Genomic DNA, 21,295 nt, shown 5'->3' on the forward strand with positions numbered 1-21,295 from the left:
TAAATTATTAAATATAATTTTTAAATATCAACGCAAGCGAGTTTAGCATCACTATTTGCAAATGCAGATCACCAGTATTTCTCAACAGTAATTTGTCCTGGTGCTCGCCGTAGATTCTTAACCAAACCTTTATTCAGTAGGGCCGCTTGCGCGCCGTTAATCATACCCGGATTACCACAAATCATCACTTGAGAATCTGCAGCACTTAACGTTAGCCCCGCTGTATCCTCAATTTCACCCGACACCAAACCATCAGGAATACGACACTGTAAAGCATCGGTAATCGTTTCACGGGTCACACTTAAAATGAGTTTAAACTGCTCAGGGTATTGTTGTTCTAATCCACGTAGTTTATCAAGATAAGCTAAATCTTGTGCCTCACGCACACCATAGACTAACACCACCTTTTCAAAACGTTGCCACGGCTCAGCAGTATCAAGCATAGACAGAAAAGGCCCTACTGCGGTTCCTGTTGCCAAAAACCACAAGTGTTTACCTTGAAGTTTGCCTTTAGGTATTTCATCTAAGGTCATAAAACCTGCCGCGGTGGGAGTAATGTCAATTTCGTCACCAATGGCAAGATTGTGTAACTGGGGAGAAAGTAGACCATCTTCGACCGCAACGGCGAGTATTTCAGCATAGGGTTTATCGGGGGAATTAACTAATGAGTAGGCTCTGGCGACCCGTTTGTCACCTTGCATTTGGCTCAGCTTAATAAACTGACCGGGAATAAATGGGGCTAGCTCGGTGGCAATTCGCAGTGAAAATAGCTTATCACTCCAATCAATACGCTCTATAACTTGTCCACTGGTCCACATAACTTGCCCTCAAGCGAAACGTTAGATAGACCCTAGCATAAACTGTTATCTACACAACAAAAACCCCTTATTGGAAGGGGTTCTTGATCTAACAATGCTCAAATAAAACATTACATTCAGCCTGCTTGAGTGTCTTCCGATTTTGGCTTAAAACTATCTCTAAAAGCCTGTAGTCCGTCTTGCACTAAGGAGTAAGTTTTATCAACACCCTTAGCGATATCGCCCTGCAACACTTTAAGGCCAGATAAAATATCCTTTGCATCCTTAAAACCACTATCAATTGCACCACCAATAATTCCCATAAAACTCTCAAGTTGATCGTCTAGACTCATACCTGAATGTTGTTGCTGATGAACACTAAAAAACTTTGTCGCAAAGCTCACTATCCTGTCAGCGGTAGCTTCGGGTGAAGTATCTACGCCATTATCATAAGCGGTTTGAATTGCATTCTGGCCCATGGTTGGCGCTAATTCTTTATTAATCGACTCTATCGCAGCACGATAAAGTAATACCATCGACTTATCGCCAGATTTAATATTGACGTCCTGCTGAGCCGATAAAATAGCCTGATTCATCAGTTGCTTACTTGTTTGTTGAGCAGTTTGTTTAGAGGTAACTTTAACTTCTTTTAAATCACTCACGTCGGTATTCTTAGGCGCCGCGTTTTCAGCATTCTTTTTCTGTGGCAAAGGTGCACTTTGCACTGGGAGAGACTTATTAATTTCCATAATAGTTATCCATTTAACTCACGTTAATTTGATTATAGGGTTAACTTAACTATCGGCCAAAATTTAACCGGCTTTAGTAATTTTTAAAATTGAAGTACCATCAAAGCCACAAGGTGTTGATATGTTGTACATAAATTAGTTATTTTTTATGATCGCCACTACATCACTATTGCTAAGCTAATAACCACAAATGCTAGAAAAGGATGTTACATAATGGCAGTAAGCCGCCTCATTAGTCGTGGGTTTAAATATCATTTACTGACGCATATAAAAAAAGTTAACTTACTGACCTTCATTCTATTTATTAGCCTTAACTTCGCACCGATTAGCCAAGCTAATGCAGAAAACCGACTGATCATTATTGTCAGGCATGCCGAAAAAGCTGACACGCCAGTTAAAGATCCGCAGTTGTCTCCTAAAGGAGACATACGCGCCACATTATTGATTAATGTTTTACATCGCACGCCGCTATCGCAACTGATTGCAACTCAATACCAGCGGACTCAGCAAACACTTGAGCCCATTGCTGAAGTTCGCCATTTACCGGTGACGATTGTGGAAGCTAATGCTATCGAACAACATATCCAACACATTGTTGAGCAAGTGTATGCCGTGCAAGGAAATACGCTGATTGCAGGGCATTCCGACACTGTGCCCCTCATCATCAAAGCCCTTGGCGGACCTGAGATTCAAGCGATTAATGAAGATGATTACAGCCAGCTGTTTTTACTCTCGCTTAATGATGGCCAACCCGCGAGCTTAATCGCTACCCGTTATGGACAAGAATAAGGATAAAAACATGAGTGAACTTAATTGGTTTATATGGGGACTCGACCTGTTTTCCGGGCTCTTTTTGATTCTAGTGGCCCTTGGGGTTCTGGCGGTAGTCTATATGTATATCGCTGACAAAATGCAAACTAAACAAGCCATTAGACATAATTACCCCGTGATAGGCCGTTTTAGATACTTATTTGAGAAACAAGGCGAATTCTTTAGACAATACTTTTTTGCCCAAGACAGGGAAGAACTTCCTTTTAACCGGGCAGAACGCAGCTGGGTATACCGCGCGGCTAAAAACGTAGATAGAACCATAGCATTCGGTTCAACGCGGCCCTTAGATAATGCTGGCACGATTATGTTTATGAACACTGCCTTCCCGACTCCCGATGAAGATGTCACCCCAATCCATCCACTTACCATAGGGACACATTGTCGTCAGCCATATACTACCAATGCAATTTGTCACATCTCAGCGATGAGTTTTGGTGCCTTGTCACGCCCAGCAGTGACAGCACTTTCCCATGGCGCTGCGCAGGCAGGTTGTTGGCTGAATACGGGAGAAGGTGGCTTGAGCCCCTATCATCTTAAAGGTGGCTGCGATCTCGTGTTTCAAATTGGTACGGCTAAATATGGTGTTCGCAATGAACACGGACACTTAGACGATGAAAAACTCAAGGCGATTGCGCTTCATCCCGAAGTTAAAATGTTTGAAATTAAAATGAGCCAAGGCGCCAAACCCGGCAAAGGGGGTATTTTACCCGGTGTAAAGGTCACGGCAGAGATTGCGCATATTCGTGGTATTCCGCCAGGGCACGATTCAATTAGCCCCAATGGTCACGTCGAATTTAAATCCGTGAATGATATTCTGGATATGATTGCAAGAGTACGTGAAGTAACCGGTAAACCCACTGGCATTAAAGCAGTACTTGGCGATGTGCAGTGGCTTGAGGATTTATGCGATGAAATTGAGCGCCGTGGAGAGGATTCTGCCCCCGACTTTTTCACCTTAGACAGTGCCGACGGTGGCACTGGTGCCGCGCCGCAATCGTTAATGGATTACGTTGGCCTACCACTGAAAGAAAGCTTACCGATTTTAGTGAAAATTTTAATCCAGCGGGGCTTGCGTAAACGCATTAAAGTGATCGCATCAGGGAAACTTGTCGTCCCTTCAAAAGTAGCTTGGGCATTAGCATTAGGCGCTGATTTTATCGCGTCAGCACGTGGCAATATGTTCGCTCTTGGCTGTATTCAAGCCTTGCAGTGCAATAAAGATACGTGTCCAACGGGGATCACAACGCACAATCCTAAATTACAGCAAGGATTAAACCCTCGGGATAAATCGACTCGTGTTGCCAACTATCATCATAACTTGCACCATGATTTAGGGTTAATTGCACACTCTTGTGGTGTAACAGAACCTCGGCAACTCAAACCTACACATGTACGGATCGTGCTAGAAAGTGGCTTATCGGTCTCACTCGATAAATACTATGCACATATGGCTCAGTAGCGTCATACCAATCGTATTTAATATCTGTTCATTCAGCGGGAGTTCAACGCGCTTTAGACAAGGTGAAGGCTTGAAGGCATAGTGGTGCTCTGTCGAAAGCCTTAAACGCAGTATAAAGCGCATTGCCATGCAGTTAAATCAGCCGCCCTTTGGGAGCCTCACTGGCATCCCACTCCCGTGTTACATTGACTTAAAAGGGAATAACCATTTCTGCGTCAATGCGCCTCGGATTGAAATACCTATAAGGCTCTGAACTGATTAGATAGATAATGTAATTTGCATTAAACCACACGCAGCTACTGGACTGTAAAACTTTCGTCTACACTCTATCTACATAAGGTATATTTGAATATGTACCACAAAAGAGGTAAGATTCGTGAAGTAAGACAACATTTTAATCATCTTACCTACACAAAACATAAGGAAGTATCTTGAAACCTAGTTTCTTAAGCCAACAACCACTCAGTAAAACTGTCAGCTCGAGCTGTAAAAGCTGTAACCGTTTAACTGAGATCGAAGGTGAAATGGTATGTTTTCGTGAAGGACAGATTATTAGGCTCACTCTCATTGATGAATCTACACCTAAACTAAACCTATTATGTGAAGGTTGGAAAGCGGCAAAGCTAAACGATAAAGCTTGATTTTTTGTTACGCTGAGCATTTTTAGCATATAGGTTTTCAGGGGTATTGAGACTAACAACCGCGCTCGACTTCCTACCTTGTGTTTTTACATTACCCCTCTCGCCTTTACTCACCTAACGTCGGCCCATGCTATAACTTGCTGGCATATTCATCTCACGGATAACCCCCGCAAGTACCATTTCCACATTGACCTTAGCCAAGGTAAGGCTGCGAGTCGTCACTAATAACCCTGCATTTAATTCAGCATAAATACGTTGTAATGAACCATAATCGACACCACGATCTTTCAACGTTGCCATAATGGCATACCAATCAGTGGTGACTTTATCTTCTTTGCCTTCAATATTAGCTCTCAGTGTCATATTCTTCATGCTTAAATCTCTTCAGGATGATGTATTGCCATTGAGTATAGAGAGCTAAAGCTGAATAACGACTGAATTATCTTGGGCTATTAGCTGCTTGGGTGAGTATGCAGCTGCTCATTTTGTATTCGCCATAATTTGGCATATAAGCCATTTGCTAACAGTAATGTCTGATGATTACCTTGTTCAACAATCTCTCCTTGGCTCAATACTACAATTTGGTCTGCATCGACAATCGTCGATAATCGGTGTGCCACTACTAGGCTAGTATGCCCCTTAGCCACTTCACGCAGTGCCGACAAAATAGCTTGTTCAGAACGGCTATCAAGTGAAGATGTCGCTTCATCAAAAACCAATACCGGTGAGCCTTTTAAGATGGCCCTTGCTATTGCGACCCGCTGTTTTTCGCCACCTGAGAGTTTTAGGCCGCGCTCACCCACTTTGGTGTCCCACCCCTGGGCCAGTGAGCCAATAAATTGTTCTAAGTGTGCTAACTTAATCGCATTGCGCACCTCTTCATCGCTCGCGTTCGGGCGACCATAACGTATATTCTCAACTAACGAATCGTTAAACAGCACAGTATCTTGCGGCACTATGGCAATCGCGCGTCTCAATGCATCTTGTGTAAGATGTCGAATATCTTGACCATCGATTTTAATTGCACCTTGGTCTACGTCATAAAAGCGAAATAACAGTTTAATCAGTGTCGACTTACCCGCACCGCTATCACCAACAACGGCGACTTTTTTACCCGCAGCAACCTTAAAACTCACATCCCGAAGAATAGGGCGATCATCATAACTAAAACTCACCTGTTCAAACGAAAGTTCTCCCTTTGAAGGCTGAAAATCTAATGCTTGGGGACAATCAACGATCATCGGGTGTTTATCAAGTAAGCTGAACATGCGCTCAATATTGGCTAATGCACCGCGAATTTCACGATACACAAAACCTAAAAAGTTGAGGGGTAAAAACAGTTGCATCATAAAGGCATTAATCAATACGAAATCACCTAAGGTCATATCGCCATAGGTTACTCGGTAAGCTGCTAATGCCATCATAGCCGTCATTGCTAAGGCAATAATGACCGCTTGACCACCATTAAGTGCAAACAAAGATAAACGGTTTTTACGTTTTGCTACTTCCCACTGCTCAAGCGCTTGATCGTAGCGAGTAGATTCGTATTGCTCATTATTAAAATACTTTACGGTTTCATAGTTTAATAAACTATCGACTGCACGGCTATTTGATAGAGAGTCAGCCTTGGCAGCATCCCGTACGTATTCGGTACGCCACTCAGTCGCCACCACAGAAAAAATAATATAGGCCAGCACCGCAGCAAAGGTAATGGCGGCAAAAGCGATACCATAGTTAAAGAAGAAGATGCCAATAACCATGATAATTTCGAGTAAAGTGGGCACAATATTAAACACCATAAAGCGCATGAGAAAACTCACACCGCTAGTGCCACGCTCAATATCACGGGATAGACCACCCGTTTTACGCTCTAGATGAAAATCAAGATCCAGACGGTGCAAATGCTCAAATACCGCTAATCCAAGACGTCGAATTGCCCGCTCCGTCACGCGACCAAATAAGGTATCGCGGATCTCCCCAGTAATGGCCGTGAGTAAACGAAAAATGCCATAGGCTAAGACTAAGCCGACAGGCACACTCAGCGCTTGCGCCGTTTTATCGGCATCTAAAGTATCAACTAAATGTTTTAGAATGAAAGGTAACGCGATACTGGTGAGTTTAGCCACAACCAGACATGACATGGCTAGTGCTATGCGGCCTTTATATTCCAACAGATAAGGCCACAGTAACTTCATAACATGCCAGTTTAATTTATCAACTGGACCGTCTAAATAATGCGTTGGGCGCATGGAATATAACCTTTAATGAGTTAGGCTAGTTGCAATAATGTCAGACTAAATAAGTAAGCTGAGACGGCAAAAGCACGAATAAAATCAACTAGATTTCATTTACCTACGTCACCACCTGCTTACAATGTAAAGCACACTATCTTAACCTAATTTATCGCTAAAAGCTGATGCATATCGTCTAGCTGTAGTCATCCACACAGATCAAACCCATACAACTGCCAGCATCCTCATCAGAGCTTATAATCTTGCAGCAATAACCGATTAAAACAGAATATTAGCAGCCATTGATAACGATTTTAACGAGACGACTGTCGTTATTGATTATTTCTTCAGTTTCAGTGGGGAATATCATGTAAATAGTTATAAAAAACGATAGAGTTTGTTAAGCTCAAGCCCGAGCCTTGGTGATTGTCACGCCAAAGCTATCGCGATAATATTAAAGCATATCCATTAAATTAAGATCAAAGGAAGCGTTATGTTCGACTCAGCTAAAGTTCAGTACCCACCCCTACCACTGATCCAAACTTGGGTGTGGATGATGATTGAATCAGGCAATCCAGAGATCCAAGATAAAGGAAGAGATAACCTTATTGCCGCCTTTGGCAGCTTAGCCAAAGCAAACGAATATCTAGCTGAAACAAGTCCAGCATAAGAAAATTAACAGAATAAGGGCGCTAATATAGCGCCTTTAAGTTTAGCCATTGTTCAGCATCATCAACACTTCGCGTTGGTATTAATATTAATTCTGGCGGCGTTCGATAACGCTATGATTTAATATGGCTAAAAGTCGCTCAGTATCATCCCAACCAATACATGCATCGGTCACACTCTGGCCATAACATAATGTTTGACCTGCTACTAAATCCTGACGACCTGCAATTAAATTGCTCTCAACCATAACCCCAAAAATAGCCATATTACCCGTTGCCAGCTGAGCTGCGACATCCTCAGCAACCACCATCTGGCGTTGATACTCTTTACTGCTATTAGCATGACTAAAGTCAATCATAATATTATCAGTCAGTTGAGCTTTTAATAATTGTTCGCTAATTTTAGCCACATGCGGTGCACTGTAATTTGGCTCACGACCACCCCGTAAAATAATATGGCAATCAGGATTTCCCTTAGTCGAAACAATTGCCGAATGGCCGAGCTTAGTCACTGATAAAAAATGATGCGGTGCATTGGCGGCACCTATCGCATCGATTGCAACCTTAATCGTGCCGTCAGTTCCATTTTTGAAGCCTACTGGGCATGAAAGACCCGAAGCCAATTCTCTATGTACCTGTGACTCTGTCGTGCGGGCACCAATAGCACCCCAACACATTAAATCTGCCATGTACTGCGGGGTGATCATATCGAGAAACTCACCCGCTGCCGGCATACCGCTATCATTTAAATCCACTAATAATTTACGCGCGGTACGTAAGCCATCATTGAGTTTAAAGCTGTTATCCATGTAAGGATCGTTAATCAATCCCTTCCAACCCACTGTGGTTCGCGGTTTTTCAAAATACACTCGCATTACAATTTCGAGCTGATCTTTATAGCGTTCACGCAGCGCAACTAAACGCTGTCCATATTCTAATGCGGCCTTAGGATCATGGATTGAACAAGGTCCAATCACCACTAAAAGGCGATCATCTGTTTTGGCGAGAATATTGTGAATATTATTGCGTGCATTGAATACTGTCGCAGAAGCTTTTTCGGAAGCAGGAAATCGTTCAAGAATCGCAATAGGAGGAAGTAACTCTTTTACTTCTTTAATGCGAACATCATCATTTTGGTAATACATAATTCTACTGCTCCAACGCTGGTTTTTTAGGCTATTTCTATCGCTGCGATAAGGGATCTCAACTGCAATACTGAGTTAAATTTATCGAGTCTGAAACGTCAATGCAACCAACTTGTTTCTATTTGAAAAAATCAAATATAACTGATTGTTTTAATATATTTTTAAATTCAGTAACTCTAAAAGTTGCATCTAATGACATTCACACTCAATCGTTCATTTCACGGTAACTGCAGAGTTAACCTGCTAGCTACTGCTCAGGTGGGTCAATCTCTATATATAACTCGCGCTGTTGGTAGTTATATGGTCGGTAATGACGTTCACCACAGATAAAATATCGATAAGGACGCATAGCAGTAATACAACCAAAGGGTAAAGCCTGTAGAATTTGAATTTGTTGCTGCCGACGAATCGATTCCTGCCACTCAAAATCTTTAAGCACTTGGTCGCGCACCGCAAAAGCATCTATAGGCTCACTCGAACGATTAACGATCACTTCACCGGCTACCACAGAAGTTGATATTAGCCCTGAGATAACAATCAAAAAAAGGCTTATAACTCGACGATCTGCGTTTAAATTCCACCGCATAGTTAGCTCCTAAACCATCGCTATAATATAAATTTTTTTAGTCAGCAGCTTAATACTAAGCCGACTCGTTTGTTCTACATTGACCCTCAATAATTGACCCTCAATAAAAAAACAAATCCATAAAAAAAGCAGAGCCAAAGCTCTGCTTTACTATCCCTCGAACTACGCTATGCATCAAGGTGTATTATCAACTCGCACTTTTCACTGTGACAAACTCAGGATACGCATCAATACCGCAATCAGAAGAATCCATACCGTTATATTCCTCTTCCTCGGTAACGCGGATCCCCATGGTCATTTTAATCACATACCAGACTATAAATGATGAGCAAAATACCCAAGTAAAAATAATTGCAGCCCCTGTTAACTGGGCACTTATCGTCGCGTCACTGTTGGATAATGGCACACACATTAACCCTAGGAATCCGGCCACACCGTGCACTGAAATCGCGCCAACAGGATCGTCGATTTTAATGCGATCTAAACCCACTATCGAGAATATCACGACGGCACCAGCCACTAAACCGATGACCCCCGCCATTAACAACGATGGAGATAATGGATCTGCAGTAATGGCGACTAAACCGGCGAGAATACCGTTGAGTACCATAGTGAGATCTGCTTTGCCCCAAATCATCTTGCACACAATAAGCGCCGAGATCGCACCACAAGCGGCGGCGGTATTCGTATTAACGAACACTTTAGCCACTGAGCTGGCATTCGCTGCATCCGAGAGCATTAATTGCGAGCCGCCGTTGAAACCAAACCATCCCATCCACAAAATAAACATCCCTAAGGTTGCCATAGGTAAGTTAGAGCCTGGTATAGGATTCACTTGTCCGTTAGGACCATATTTCCCCTTACGCGGCCCCAATAATAATACTCCCACTATTGCAGCCGTAGCTCCCGTCATATGCACGATACCGCTACCCGCAAAGTCTACAAAACCCAGTTTAGTGATAAACCCTTGTCCCCACGTCCAATAACCTTCAACAGGATAAATAATCCCTGTCATTACCACGGAAAAGAACAGGAAAGCCCATAACTTCATCCGTTCAGCCACAGCCCCAGAGACAATCGACATCGCCGTGGCAACAAAGACGACTTGGAAGAAGAAATCAGCTTCGAGCGCATGACTTGCGTCTGCAGATTGAGAGCCGATTAGCGTACCTAAACTAGGTAACCATCCACCTTCAGCATTATCTACGTACATAATGTTATACCCAACGAGCAAGTACATAACGCAGGCAATTGAATATAAAATTACGTTCTTTGTTAATATTTCAGTAGTATTTTTAGAGCGGACTAAACCCGCCTCTAACATTGCAAACCCTGCGGCCATCCACATAACCAAAGCACCTGAAACTAAAAAGTAAAATGTATCAAGCGCAAAGCGTAATTCAGTGACTGTACTGCCTAATTTTGTTAGCTCTTCCATTGTTAGCCCCTTATAACGCTTCTGTATCGAGTTCACCCGTACGGATACGGATAGCGTGTTCTAAATCAACAACAAAAACCTTACCGTCGCCAATTTTTCCGGTATGGGCCGCGGTGGTAATAGCCTCTATCAGCATGTCCAGATCCTCGGCCTTAATCGCTATTTCGAGTTTTACTTTTGGCAAAAAATCCACCTGATATTCGGCGCCGCGATACAGCTCTGTGTGCCCTTTTTGACGGCCAAAGCCCTTAACTTCGGTCACTGTCATACCCTCAATGCCGATTGCAGCAATAGCCTCACGAACATCATCCAACTTAAATGGCTTTATGATTGCACTGACGAGTTTCATTTTGACCTCCAAAAATACGATTGTTATTAACTTGTATCAAAGACAATTCAATCATTAGGCCATATATTTAAAGCATTGATTTTTAATCATTAAAACCATTTGATGCTATTCTTTTAGACGCTAATTGCACCATAAAAGAGCAGTAACGGATTAGAGTTGCTCTTTTAACGAGCAATGCCACTACAGTAACCATTCGACCTTAGGCCTATTGGTAACAGGGTTAAATTGGGGTTTACTGGATAGGTAGAAAATGAAGTAAGAGCTAAACCACTCAGTCCTAATAACGAAGATCAGACTAAGATAACTATTAAGCACGGAAGGAAGACCCGATGTTAAAACCCGAAGAATGTGTTCTTGTTATCGTCGATGTGCAGGGGAAACTCGCACAAATCATGGATAACAGTGAAAAATTGCACCAACAGCTACAGACCTTAATTCAAGGTGCACAATTATTTGAAATCCCCATACTCTGGTTAGAGCAACTACCAGATAAACTTGGCACCACCAGCCCTGAGCTACAAACCTTACTGAATAAAACCAGCTCCCCTATAGCCAAACAGCATTTTAGCGGCTGGCACTGTGAAGAGTTTGCACAAGCACTCACTAAGACAAATCGCAAACATGTATTACTCGCAGGTATTGAAACCCACGTTTGTGTATATCAAACCTGTTGTGATCTTATCGAACAACAATATGCAGTGCATATCGTTGCTGATGGCGTCTCCTCACGTAGTGCCGATAATAAACAACTTGGGATCCAAATGATGACAGCACAAGGGGCACAGTTAACCAATGTGGAATCGTTATTATTTGAATTACAGCACCAAGCACAGGGTGATCGCTTTAGAGCATTAATCAAACTCATAAAGTGAGTTTGATACCCAATAAAAAAGCCCTCGATATCGAGGGCTTTTTAGTAGAGCGTGGTTAACTCAGTTTAAAATATGGCTAATTATTTGTAGGTTGCTTCGCGTTTTTTCGCTTCTTCATCCCACTTAGGTAACACGTTTTTCTTGAATGCTTCTTTGTCTGCATTCATTTTTTCCATGTCCATACCTAATACAGCTTGTGCTTTAGCTTTAGTCGAAATATCTGGAACGGCCACTGGATCTGTGATGCCTTTTTTACCCAGTAATTGCGCTAACTTAACCCGCGCATCAGCAGCTTTATTGACTGATGTTCCCAGCATACGCAGTGCTTCTTCTGGAGCATGAGCCGCTACGCCGTGAGACGCAATAGCTAAGTCCCAACGCCATTGTGAGTGACGGATATCAGTTAAGATTGGTTGCATTTCAGCTTCAGTTGCACCAGCTTTCCAAGCCGCGGCAGCTTCAAAGTGTGCTTTAACTAATTGTTCTTCCGCTTTCAACTTCATCTCTTTAACTTTAGCTTTACGCTCATTCGTCACACCGACCAAAAACTCTTTAGTTTGGTTGTGGCAAGTGGCACATGTTTCTTCAAAACGGTCAAATGGATTGCCCACTTTATGATCAGTAAACTTCTTACCTGCTGCATTGGTCACTTTTGGCATGTGACAATCAACACAACTGACGTTATTCATACCGTGAATGCCCATTTTCCACGTTTCATACTCAGGGTGCTGAGCTTTTAGCATAGGTGTTTTAGAAAGAGCATGTGTCCAATCTGAAAATTGGATTGAGTCATAATAGACTTCCATTTTGTCAACATTCATGCCCATATCCCATGGGAATTTAACAAAATTCTTTCTATCTTCGGTTTTCTCAAAATAATATTCAACGTGGCACTGACCACAAACCATTGACTCTTTATCTTGTTTTGAAGCTTTACTAAAGGGTGTACCTATCACTTCAAAAGCACGATCTGCATAAGGGCGTGAAATACGTAACTTTGGAGAACCTTTTTCATGGCAATCACCACAACCAATGACATTAGTCACTTCAGGGCCGCCCTTTGACCACTTACCTTTGAAATAACCGTCCTCGCCTTGCTCTTCAATCAAACGAGGTACATCTGGGCTCTTACAGCTCCAGCACGCCATAGGCATTGGACCATCTTCTGCATCCACAGGAGCACCGGTACGTAGAGTATTACGCATATCGGTTATGGCATACATGTGACCACGAGGCGCATTATAATCTTTAGCAAAACCATAGCCCGCCCATAAGATCACCATATTAGGGTCTTGGGCAAGCGCATCAACCATCTCTTCACTTTTATCCGTGTCGTGCCAGCTATTATATTGGTTAGCAAACTTATCTTTATAAACTTCATTACGAGGTTCGGTCTTATCACTCGCCATTGCACTCGTTGCCATGAAGCTGGCGGCAACCAATGCACTTAATGCAAGGGACTTACCTGTCATCTTCTTCATCATCTCATCTCCGTGTTGCATTATTGTTATTAATTACGACATCTCCATGGTCGAACTTAATAGCTTACCCCCTCCAAAGACATACCTCTTAGTGAGTATAGTGTGCGAAGTTTGCGCTAGATCAAAATGTAATCGTGTTGTTGTTCACACTTCTGTATTTTTGTTAATGTATTACATTATTTTCTAATGTAAAAAACACTGCAAAACGCAACGACAATGGCCACCAAGATGGATAGCGGAATAATGAAACGAGGCAGTCTTACCTCTAAAATATTAGGGGTAATGTTAATACTTATTCTACTTTCGAGTAGTTTGTCGACCTTTGCTATCATCAATTTGTCTTACAGTTTAGGCGATGCTAAAGCCATTAACGCTTCAGGTTCGCTACGCATGCAAAGTTATCGACTGATGTTCTATGCTAATTCAGGTAGCGACAATGCCCACAAGAAAATAATGGAATTTGAAAATACCCTCCACTCTGAAGCCCTGCAACCGACTAAAGGCTGGCTAAGCCAGCCAAAAATTATTAACCAATACCAACTCGTGGTCGATAAATGGTTAGTGATGAAGCACTATATTGAGCAGGAAAACTCTCGCGATTATGTGACGTCTTTGAAGGATTTTGTCGATACCATCGATTTATTGGTACTCGAAATGGAGCAACACGCCGCCTTTAAGCTTAAGTTACTTGCCGTTAGCCAAATATTAGGCCTAGGTATAATGCTGATTATCGCTTTTGTTGTTGTACGTTTTACCCGCAAAAAAGTGGTGATCCCGTTACAAAAGTTAATGGAGTCGGCGAATACGATTTCAAAGGGTAATTTTGAAATCGAAATGCCCGAAACTGAATATATCGAACTTACCGCATTGAAAAATGCGCTACAAAAAACAGCCAAAGAACTCGCGACCTTGTATGGTGATTTAGAGTCTCAAGTGACTGAAAAAACTTTAGCACTAACAAGGGCAAACAATGAGCTGACATTCTTGTATGATAATCTCATGACATTAAATGCTAATAAACTTGATTACAAGGCACTAAAGTCAGCGCTAAACCAGCTAAAAAATTATGAATCACTCAACCATTTACGACTTATCATCCAGTATCCAGAACAAGAAATTGAGATCATTGAAGCCGATGGCGGCTGGCCAGATTCACCATCAGAAACCACACGTTTTCCGCTACAATTTGAGCACGCTAACCTAGGTTATTTAGAGTTAATCTCTGACCAAACGCCCAATATTGCACTGTTTAGTAATTTCGCTATTATGCTCAACCGCTCTATCGTGATCCACAATGCAACTGAGCAGAGACAGCAACTAGCACTGATGGAGGAGCGCGGCGTGATTGCGCGGGAATTACATGATTCACTTGGACAAGTGCTGTCTTTTTTAAAAATTCAAATTAGTTTGCTGCGTAAAAACTTAGACTACAGTTGCCGTAGCCCATCGGTTGAAAATCAACTCACTGAAATCAACGAAGGGGTGAGTACAGCTTATGTGCAGCTCAGGGAGTTACTCTCCACTTTTAGATTAACCATCAAAGAACCTGATCTGAAAAGTGCCTTAGAAGCTATGCTCGAACAGCTTAGAACAAAAACGGAGGTGAAGATCACTCTACACTATAAACTGGCACCACAATGGCTTGAAGCAAAACAACATATTCATATATTGCAAATCACTCGAGAAGCCACACTTAATGCCATTAAACATGCCAAAGCGAGTTTGATTAACATACATTGTTATAAAGATGAATATGGTATGGTCAATATTAATGTGTGTGATAACGGCATCGGTGTTAAATATTTAAAAGAACGCGATCAACACTTTGGCATAGGGATCATGCACGAACGAGCGAGTAAACTTTCAGGCAGGGTTATTTTTAGTGATAACACACCTACTCACTTTGATACCGATACAACAATAATTGAGCAAGGATGCAGTAAACAAGCAGATACAGTCAGCTCCAATAATCCATTAGGCCCAGCGCAGTATGCCAACGGCTCAATAGGCACTAGAGTGACGCTTATTTTTCCCTCTCAACAGGAGCCTTTAAATGGGTAAACCTTATTCTGTTCTGGTGGTCGATGACCATCCTCTTTTGCGTAAAGGCATTTGCCAACTCATCGCTTCAGATACTGATTTCAACTTGTTTGGTGAAGCGGGCAGCGGTTTAGATGCATTAACTGCCGTTGCCACCGATGAGCCAGACATCATCTTGCTCGACCTGAATATGAAAGGTATGACGGGCCTTGATACCCTTAACGCCATGCGCCAAGAAGGTGTGACCTCGCGCATAGTGATACTGACAGTATCCGATGCCAAACAGGATGTTATTCGTTTATTACGCGCTGGTGCCGATGGCTACTTACTCAAAGATACTGAGCCTGACTTACTCCTTGAAAAACTCAAAAACGCCATGCTTGGCCACAGGGTAATAAGTGAAGAGGTTGAGGAATATCTTTACGAACTAAAAGATGCCACCGATGAGCAAGAATGGATAGCAACCTTAACCCCAAGGGAGTTGCAAATATTGGAGCAACTGGCAGAGGGATTAAGTAACCGAATGATTTCGGAGCATTTACACATTAGTGAAGGCACGGTCAAAGTACACGTGAAAAACCTACTGCGTAAAGCTAATGCCAAGTCGAGAACCGAAATGGCAGTGCGCTACCTGAATCAATAATATGCTGAGTAATCACTCGTTATAGCAGATACACGAAAGGCAATCATCTGATTGCCTTTCGTTTTTTGGATCAGAATTTAATATATCATTTCGACAGATGGTTACAGGCCCTTCTCTACAAACTGTCGCCAGCTCAACAACGCTTGCTCAAAATCCTCTAGGCCACAATAGGCTTCAGACTCAGCATCGTAAAGCGACATTGCTTCTTCTAATTCATATTCTTGTTCAAAGCCTAAAGTGTTGGCAAAAACTCGCGCCTGCTCACGCTCTAATTCTAAGGTAAAATCATTACCAACAAGGCGCCATGCTCCCAATTTATCGTTTTGAATTGCGTTAATCGTATCCAATACTTGCTGGATTTGGACTAAATCTGGCCCTAATTCCTCCGTAAACCATTGCCCAAGCACTTCATGATCCATGCTGAAATTGGCCAAAAAAGTGCCCGTTAAACTATTACGCCGAAATTCGAATTCCATTTTATGGTCTCTTTGTGCTAAGCCTACTCAGACTAATTTTAACCTATCTGCAGCGAAGTTGCTTAGCTTCAGTCTGTTATGTTTATTAATGCAGATCTCCTATCACAGTGCTAAGTACCGACTTCATTTTCTTTGTAAAATCAGTTAGCTTGTTTACATGATTCTGGACGTTAAATGGAATGTGATATGCACGATGGATTTATCTATAGTTTAGTGCTTAGTGGTGCTCAAGCGGGTTCAACTTTAAGCTTAGAACAAATTGAACAATGGGATCCCAAGGATGGTTTACTCTGGCTGCATCTTCGCTATCGCAATAAAAAAGCGCGCCACTGGATACTCAATAGCGGCCTACCTAAAGTCGAAAGTGATGCTTTACTGGCGCAAGATACTCGCCCCCGCGCCGTCATCGCTGGCGAAGGTATATTACTTGCGTTACGCGGGGTTAACCTTAACCCCAATTCAGCTCCCGAAGACATGATAGCGGTGCGTATCTTCGCCGATAAGCAGCGGATAATTTCGACCTGCGATCGCGAGTTACAATCAGTTAAAGATGTAGCGGAATTAATCATTGAAGGCTCAGGCCCAACTACAACTGGCGATTTTATTGTTGCTGTGTGTGAACGGCTCACCAATCGAAAAGTCGAGTTTATCGATAAACTCGAAGAACAACTATCTGATTTAGAAGAGCTAGTTGTCTCGGGTAATGTAAAGGATTTGCGTACCGACATCGCGGAGTTACGTCGTCAAACTGTGGCTATTCGCCGCTATTTAGCCCCGCAGCGCGAAGCATTCTCAAAAATGATTGCAGAACAATTCAGTCTGTTTACCGACTCAGAAAGACTCAAACTCAGGGAAACAAACGATAAGCTTATTCGCACGATAGAAGATCTTGATGCCCTGCGCGATAGGGCTAATGTGACTCAAGAAGAATTACTCAGCCAACAATCAGAACAGCTTAATAAACGCTTATATTTCTTATCTTTAGTGTCGGCAATCTTTTTACCGCTGGGCTTTTTAACAGGTTTACTTGGGGTCAATATTGGTGGCATACCGGGCGCGGACAACACTTGGGCCTTTGCCACCTTCTGCGGCATATTAATCTCACTCGTTGGACTACAAATGGCGCTGTTCTATCGATTTAAATGGTTATAGCCACATCAATAAAAACAACGTCAATCGATTAGGATTGGCGTTGTTATTACTGATGTTAGCCATTATGTTGTCGGTAACTCGAACACTTGGGTCATGACTTTGTAGAGCTCAGTCCCTTGGTGCACAGATGCCGAGGCAAAGTGTAAGATAGGCACGCAATCTTGCGGTAAACTTAAGGTTTTGAGTTCATCCGCCGTGCCGTATAAATCCATTCGCAATAGATTAACTAACGGTTGTCCCGCCGTTAATGGCTCACCTACAGGCGCAAGATATTCCACTAAACCGGCACTTGGTGCATGATACTTTTTATAATCTTTAAGGTAACAACCAAAACGCGGCATTTTGGCCGGTGCAACCGTTTGCGCAATCACACCTCGATGGCTCAAATACGCCAAAATACCTTGGGCATCCACCCGCGCATCCTCAAGACACACTCGCTCTTGGCTTGCTAATTCCAAGGTGAGTGCCGACACAGCAACGGCTAAATTTCGCCCCTGTGACTTTGCCATATCACTTAATTGCCACCAAGGACAAAATGCCGCTTCGTCCATCGCACCGCCAAAACTATTGGGGATAATTAGCGTGTAAGGAATCGATAAAAATTGCGCGGCGGCTAGGTCATATTCAGGACAATACAAATGCTTACAAGACTTAGGGCCTGTGTGTAAATCAAGCACAATATCGGCGCCATGAGCCATAATCTGCAAGTTGACCGCAAGCCTATGGCCGGTGGTAATACCCCATTCATACTGTAATTTTTGCTGGCATGCTTCAATTAACGTACTGCGATAGGCTTGAATCAGCTCACTGTCACTTAAATTGGCATGTTCGCGATACCAAGTCGGCAAGTCGATAACGTGATTCAAATACTCGCGATTCCAGTTTGTCCCTGTAATTGGGTCAAACCTACCTAGGGTAAACTCACCACTTTTTTGATTAATCCCCAGAGGATTAGCCAGTGGCACTAACATAATTTCGCCGCGAATATCACAGTGTTCTAGCTGCTTCATCAGCTGATAAATCACCGCATTACCTTGCACCTCTGCGCCATGCACATTGGCCTGAATATACACTTTTGGGCCGGTTGCCTTATCGGCGTTCGGCTTAAAATGGTAAATAGGGATAGTGAGCGCTTGCCCTGCAGCAAGCTCCCCGATTTGCACAGACGATGTTGTCGGCAACATATTAAATGCCTTCGAACAAATTTTGGTGCAGCGATTTAACCACTTGCGCCGCTTCTGCTTCTGCGACTAACACACACAGATTATGCGGGCTGGCGCCTTGGCAAATCATTCGTACATTGTGGGGTTCTAACACTTCAAATACACGTCGACAAATACCTGGCGTAGTTGCAATACGGTTACCAATAATCGCCACTAAAGCCAAGCCATCTTCAACACGTACGCGACAATGTTGGGATAACTCCTGCAGCAATGCCTCACTCAATAGACCTTGGCCGCTTGAATCTGAACCAGTTTTATCCAGCGTCAGCGCCACGTTAACTTCTGAGGTAGTAATTAAATCCACACTGATCTTATGCCGCGCCAATGTCGCAAAGGTTTCGGCTAAAAAGCCCTGTGCATGCAGCATTTGCAAGCTGTGGAGGTTTAATAACGTTTGATCGCGGCGCAATGCTACTGCGCGAAAAATAGGTGCATCTTCAACTTGGTGACGTATCCAAGTGCCGCCTTTTTCAGGCTCTTTACTTGAACCCACAAACACTTGAATTTGTTGACGGACAGCAGGAAGAATGGTCGCAGGATGTAATACCTTGGCACCAAAGGTCGCCATCTCGGCGGCTTCATTGAAGCTTATTTCGGCAATCGGAAATGCATTGGGCGCAAGGCGAGGATCTGTGGTGTAAATCCCCGCAACGTCAGTCCAAATTTCGACCGCAGATGCACGCAGAGCTTCAGCCAATAATGCAGCAGAATAATCACTACCACCACGGCCTAACGTCGTCGTTTGACCGGCTTCATCGGCACCGATAAAACCTTGGGTCACAATTACTTGCTCCGCCAATAATGGCTGTAAATAATCCCGAGATAGCGTCGCTATGTGTTCTATTTGTGGTTCAGCACGGCCAAAATTGCTGTCAGTACGCAACACTTGGCGTACATCAAATGCACTCGAGTTAGCACCTTTCTCACGAAACACTGCAGAAAAGAGTACCGAAGAACATTGCTCACCAAGAGATAACAGTTCATCTACGGTTGCTTTGCTGCGTTGTGTGGCAAGCACCTCGCTTAATATTGCCATACGGCTCAGTAATTTATCTAATGTTGCAGCCACATCACTAGGACGGCCTAACTTATCTAAAATAGCATATTGGATTTGGGCAATTTGTTTTAATCGTTGTAAGCGTCCGTCATCATTCATCGACTCTTGGGTCAATTCGACTAACAAATTTGTGACGCCGCTTGAAGCACTAACCACGACTAAACGACAGTTGGGATTGGCTAACACTATGTCAGCACAACGATTCATAGCACTATAATCGGCGACGGAAGTGCCACCAAATTTTGCGACAACAAGGGACATTAGCTCACCTCCGCAAAACACGTAGGGCGAGAAATAACAGCAGATTGAACAAGATATTGATTAACTAACATGATTACACTCCGAACTAACTTCGTTCGAAGAGCCTGGTGCTCAATGATAACGCACCCCAAATGAGGGAAACAGCAATCGTCACCAGAAGCTCTCCACCAATTACAGGTGACAATCGTCAGGATTCAGCCCGAGCGACCGACATAAACATGCAACAACCATATCTATGCCTCGGCGTTAATCTCCCTCATCGGTCATCACTGGAGTTTGTGCTCCTCTAACCGACTACCTAGTTAACGCTCCTCTTCTGTTCCTTTCCGAAGAAAGGGACGAAAAAAGTAGCAATAAACCCCTAATGAAGTCAATGCTAATTTCATCGCAAATCAAAAATCATATGAAATCTTTAAAAAAAGCGGGGTTAATTACGCATATCGGGTAGTTCAGACACCAATCTGACCCGCTCGCTAAATTTTCCCAAACACACTTCATCATGCCCATTTAACAGACAAGGCACTAAGCTCACATCACCTTGTTCAACAACATAAATCGCATATTGATTAAATTTTTTACCTAATTGCAGTGCCATAGTTCTATCAATAAACACCGCCCAGCTTTTTTCCATATGGGATAAATCCGGTGCGGCGCCCACTAGCGCACGATAGGGACTACCGAGTAATTCAATTTCACGCAGTAACTGGCGATCGAGTAAACGATTTTGACTGGGGCTAAGGAGCATTGCAGCGGGATTATGAGCGGTAATAATAGCAAACGAAAAATTACAGGATAATGCTTGAGTTAGCAAAAATAACGGTGTTTGATAGCATTGCCATAACAAATGTTGAGTTGTGTTGTCCATTAGTCGTCTAATCAAAAATTTAACCCAAATTAGTGTAGCAGACAGAATATAAAATCCAAAGTGGCGTGACCAAGCTCACAGGAACACATGCTGCATTAGTTAAACTAATCAATAACTAAAGTAAATATCATGCTAGAATTCAATACCCGTCTAAAATTTGTTAACATTTCATTTGTTAACAAATGACTAAAACGAGTACAATACACGTACTGATGAGTTGAAGTAGATTACGCGAGATGCTTAGCTTTAATACAGTTTGTTACTTATATTGTTTCAGATAATACAAACTGGTCGAGCATCTGTCTAAATATGTTCTACATTTAATTTATCA

General features: G+C 42.8%; 21 protein-coding genes and 1 riboswitch. Of the genes, 8 read left to right on the forward strand and 13 right to left on the reverse strand.

The annotated features are described in order from the left end of the window. Positions 1-68 precede the first annotated feature (68 nt). Positions 69-818 (reverse strand): ferredoxin--NADP reductase, encoded by a 750-nt coding sequence (locus BW947_RS07055; protein WP_076497914.1) that lies wholly within the window; start codon positions 816-818, stop codon positions 69-71. Positions 819-934: 116 nt separating this feature from the next. Further along, positions 935-1,546, reverse strand: coding sequence for a DUF5610 domain-containing protein (locus tag BW947_RS07060; RefSeq protein ID WP_076497915.1), 612 nt, complete (start codon positions 1,544-1,546; stop codon positions 935-937). Between the two features lie 213 nt (positions 1,547-1,759). Here BW947_RS07060 and BW947_RS07065 point away from each other — a divergent pair, with 213 nt between their 5' ends. From BW947_RS07065 to BW947_RS07075, 3 genes are all read left to right on the forward strand, one after another. Then, on the forward strand, positions 1,760-2,335 hold the full coding sequence (locus BW947_RS07065) for a histidine phosphatase family protein (RefSeq protein WP_076497917.1): 576 nt from the start codon (positions 1,760-1,762) through the stop codon (positions 2,333-2,335). A 10-nt stretch (positions 2,336-2,345) separates the two neighbouring features. Further along, positions 2,346-3,836: an FMN-binding glutamate synthase family protein gene (locus BW947_RS07070; protein WP_076497918.1), complete on the forward strand. Its 1,491-nt coding sequence runs from the start codon at positions 2,346-2,348 to the stop codon at positions 3,834-3,836. 431 nt (positions 3,837-4,267) lie between these two features. After that, complete coding sequence (locus BW947_RS07075; RefSeq protein ID WP_076497920.1) at positions 4,268-4,477, forward strand: hypothetical protein; 210 nt, start codon at positions 4,268-4,270, stop codon at positions 4,475-4,477. Between the two features lie 114 nt (positions 4,478-4,591). Here the strand turns inward: BW947_RS07075 and BW947_RS07080 are convergent, their stop codons facing one another. Together BW947_RS07080 and BW947_RS07085 are read right to left on the reverse strand one after the other, a co-directional pair. Then, complete coding sequence (locus tag BW947_RS07080) at positions 4,592-4,849, reverse strand: hypothetical protein (protein WP_076497922.1); 258 nt, start codon at positions 4,847-4,849, stop codon at positions 4,592-4,594. 80 nt (positions 4,850-4,929) lie between these two features. Continuing rightward, positions 4,930-6,726 carry an ABCB family ABC transporter ATP-binding protein/permease gene (locus tag BW947_RS07085; protein WP_076497923.1) on the reverse strand — a complete coding sequence of 599 codons (1,797 nt, stop codon included), beginning with the start codon at positions 6,724-6,726 and terminating at the stop codon, positions 4,930-4,932. 475 nt (positions 6,727-7,201) lie between these two features. Between BW947_RS07085 and BW947_RS18560 the strand changes: the two genes are divergently transcribed. Next, the gene (locus tag BW947_RS18560) at positions 7,202-7,378 is read left to right on the forward strand and encodes a hypothetical protein (protein ID WP_107883717.1); all 177 of its coding nucleotides are present in this window, start codon (positions 7,202-7,204) and stop codon (positions 7,376-7,378) included. 87 nt (positions 7,379-7,465) lie between these two features. Here the strand turns inward: BW947_RS18560 and aroG are convergent, their stop codons facing one another. The 4 genes from aroG to BW947_RS07105 form a co-directional block, all read right to left on the reverse strand. Then, positions 7,466-8,521 (reverse strand): 3-deoxy-7-phosphoheptulonate synthase AroG, encoded by a 1,056-nt coding sequence (gene aroG, locus BW947_RS07090; protein ID WP_076497925.1) that lies wholly within the window; start codon positions 8,519-8,521, stop codon positions 7,466-7,468. Between the two features lie 247 nt (positions 8,522-8,768). Next, positions 8,769-9,107: a hypothetical protein gene (locus BW947_RS07095; protein ID WP_076497927.1), complete on the reverse strand. Its 339-nt coding sequence runs from the start codon at positions 9,105-9,107 to the stop codon at positions 8,769-8,771. 187 nt (positions 9,108-9,294) lie between these two features. Beyond that, on the reverse strand, positions 9,295-10,545 hold the full coding sequence (locus BW947_RS07100) for an ammonium transporter (RefSeq protein WP_076497929.1): 1,251 nt from the start codon (positions 10,543-10,545) through the stop codon (positions 9,295-9,297). Positions 10,546-10,555: 10 nt separating this feature from the next. Continuing rightward, complete coding sequence (locus BW947_RS07105) at positions 10,556-10,894, reverse strand: P-II family nitrogen regulator (protein WP_076497930.1); 339 nt, start codon at positions 10,892-10,894, stop codon at positions 10,556-10,558. A gap of 329 nt (positions 10,895-11,223) precedes the next feature. On the opposite strand from BW947_RS07105, the gene BW947_RS07110 reads away from it, so the two are divergent. Continuing rightward, the gene (locus BW947_RS07110) at positions 11,224-11,766 is read left to right on the forward strand and encodes a hydrolase (RefSeq protein WP_076497932.1); all 543 of its coding nucleotides are present in this window, start codon (positions 11,224-11,226) and stop codon (positions 11,764-11,766) included. Positions 11,767-11,846: 80 nt separating this feature from the next. On the opposite strand, the gene nrfA is transcribed toward BW947_RS07110, so the two are convergent. Next, positions 11,847-13,250 (reverse strand): ammonia-forming nitrite reductase cytochrome c552 subunit, encoded by a 1,404-nt coding sequence (nrfA, locus tag BW947_RS07115; protein ID WP_076497933.1) that lies wholly within the window; start codon positions 13,248-13,250, stop codon positions 11,847-11,849. A 240-nt stretch (positions 13,251-13,490) separates the two neighbouring features. Between nrfA and narQ the strand changes: the two genes are divergently transcribed. Both narQ and BW947_RS07125 read left to right on the forward strand, forming a co-directional pair. Then, a complete protein-coding gene (gene narQ, locus BW947_RS07120) occupies positions 13,491-15,308 on the forward strand; it encodes a nitrate/nitrite two-component system sensor histidine kinase NarQ (protein WP_143562215.1) in 1,818 nt (605 codons plus the stop codon). Beyond that, positions 15,301-15,930, forward strand: coding sequence for a response regulator (locus BW947_RS07125; protein WP_076497937.1), 630 nt, complete (start codon positions 15,301-15,303; stop codon positions 15,928-15,930). The genes narQ and BW947_RS07125 overlap by 8 nt, the downstream gene beginning before the upstream one ends. A gap of 101 nt (positions 15,931-16,031) precedes the next feature. Here BW947_RS07125 and BW947_RS07130 read toward each other — a convergent pair whose 3' ends face one another. Beyond that, on the reverse strand, positions 16,032-16,406 hold the full coding sequence (locus BW947_RS07130; protein WP_076497939.1) for a YacL family protein: 375 nt from the start codon (positions 16,404-16,406) through the stop codon (positions 16,032-16,034). A 186-nt stretch (positions 16,407-16,592) separates the two neighbouring features. On the opposite strand from BW947_RS07130, the gene BW947_RS07135 reads away from it, so the two are divergent. After that, on the forward strand, positions 16,593-17,558 hold the full coding sequence (locus BW947_RS07135) for a zinc transporter ZntB (protein WP_076497941.1): 966 nt from the start codon (positions 16,593-16,595) through the stop codon (positions 17,556-17,558). A gap of 62 nt (positions 17,559-17,620) precedes the next feature. Here the strand turns inward: BW947_RS07135 and BW947_RS07140 are convergent, their stop codons facing one another. From BW947_RS07140 to BW947_RS07150, 3 genes are all read right to left on the reverse strand, one after another. After that, the gene (locus BW947_RS07140) at positions 17,621-18,742 is read right to left on the reverse strand and encodes a succinylglutamate desuccinylase/aspartoacylase family protein (protein ID WP_076497943.1); all 1,122 of its coding nucleotides are present in this window, start codon (positions 18,740-18,742) and stop codon (positions 17,621-17,623) included. Between the two features lies 1 nt (position 18,743). Then, a complete protein-coding gene (gene lysC / locus BW947_RS07145) occupies positions 18,744-20,099 on the reverse strand; it encodes a lysine-sensitive aspartokinase 3 (protein WP_076497945.1) in 1,356 nt (451 codons plus the stop codon). A gap of 149 nt (positions 20,100-20,248) precedes the next feature. Then, positions 20,249-20,423: riboswitch (Lysine riboswitch) on the reverse strand. Positions 20,424-20,526: 103 nt separating this feature from the next. Next, positions 20,527-20,964 (reverse strand): DUF3293 domain-containing protein, encoded by a 438-nt coding sequence (locus tag BW947_RS07150; protein WP_076497947.1) that lies wholly within the window; start codon positions 20,962-20,964, stop codon positions 20,527-20,529. Between the last annotated feature and the right edge of the window lie 331 nt (positions 20,965-21,295).

Source organism: Shewanella morhuae (assembly GCF_900156405.1).
In the GTDB taxonomy this organism is placed as follows: domain Bacteria; phylum Pseudomonadota; class Gammaproteobacteria; order Enterobacterales; family Shewanellaceae; genus Shewanella; species Shewanella morhuae.

Coding starts and splice junctions, on each gene's coding strand:
- BW947_RS07055 (WP_076497914.1), bottom strand. CDS start 818: ATGTGGACCAGTGGACAAGTTATAGAGCGTATTGATTGGAGTGATAAG.
- BW947_RS07060 (WP_076497915.1), bottom strand. CDS start 1,546: ATGGAAATTAATAAGTCTCTCCCAGTGCAAAGTGCACCTTTGCCACAG.
- BW947_RS07065 (WP_076497917.1), top strand. CDS start 1,760: ATGGCAGTAAGCCGCCTCATTAGTCGTGGGTTTAAATATCATTTACTG.
- BW947_RS07070 (WP_076497918.1), top strand. CDS start 2,346: ATGAGTGAACTTAATTGGTTTATATGGGGACTCGACCTGTTTTCCGGG.
- BW947_RS07080 (WP_076497922.1), bottom strand. CDS start 4,849: ATGAAGAATATGACACTGAGAGCTAATATTGAAGGCAAAGAAGATAAA.
- BW947_RS07085 (WP_076497923.1), bottom strand. CDS start 6,726: ATGCGCCCAACGCATTATTTAGACGGTCCAGTTGATAAATTAAACTGG.
- BW947_RS18560 (WP_107883717.1), top strand. CDS start 7,202: ATGTTCGACTCAGCTAAAGTTCAGTACCCACCCCTACCACTGATCCAA.
- aroG (WP_076497925.1), bottom strand. CDS start 8,521: ATGTATTACCAAAATGATGATGTTCGCATTAAAGAAGTAAAAGAGTTA.
- BW947_RS07095 (WP_076497927.1), bottom strand. CDS start 9,107: ATGCGGTGGAATTTAAACGCAGATCGTCGAGTTATAAGCCTTTTTTTG.
- BW947_RS07100 (WP_076497929.1), bottom strand. CDS start 10,545: ATGGAAGAGCTAACAAAATTAGGCAGTACAGTCACTGAATTACGCTTT.
- BW947_RS07105 (WP_076497930.1), bottom strand. CDS start 10,894: ATGAAACTCGTCAGTGCAATCATAAAGCCATTTAAGTTGGATGATGTT.
- BW947_RS07110 (WP_076497932.1), top strand. CDS start 11,224: ATGTTAAAACCCGAAGAATGTGTTCTTGTTATCGTCGATGTGCAGGGG.
- nrfA (WP_076497933.1), bottom strand. CDS start 13,250: ATGATGAAGAAGATGACAGGTAAGTCCCTTGCATTAAGTGCATTGGTT.
- narQ (WP_143562215.1), top strand. CDS start 13,491: ATGAAACGAGGCAGTCTTACCTCTAAAATATTAGGGGTAATGTTAATA.
- BW947_RS07125 (WP_076497937.1), top strand. CDS start 15,301: ATGGGTAAACCTTATTCTGTTCTGGTGGTCGATGACCATCCTCTTTTG.
- BW947_RS07130 (WP_076497939.1), bottom strand. CDS start 16,406: ATGGAATTCGAATTTCGGCGTAATAGTTTAACGGGCACTTTTTTGGCC.
- BW947_RS07135 (WP_076497941.1), top strand. CDS start 16,593: ATGCACGATGGATTTATCTATAGTTTAGTGCTTAGTGGTGCTCAAGCG.
- BW947_RS07140 (WP_076497943.1), bottom strand. CDS start 18,742: ATGTTGCCGACAACATCGTCTGTGCAAATCGGGGAGCTTGCTGCAGGG.
- lysC (WP_076497945.1), bottom strand. CDS start 20,099: ATGTCCCTTGTTGTCGCAAAATTTGGTGGCACTTCCGTCGCCGATTAT.
- BW947_RS07150 (WP_076497947.1), bottom strand. CDS start 20,964: ATGGACAACACAACTCAACATTTGTTATGGCAATGCTATCAAACACCG.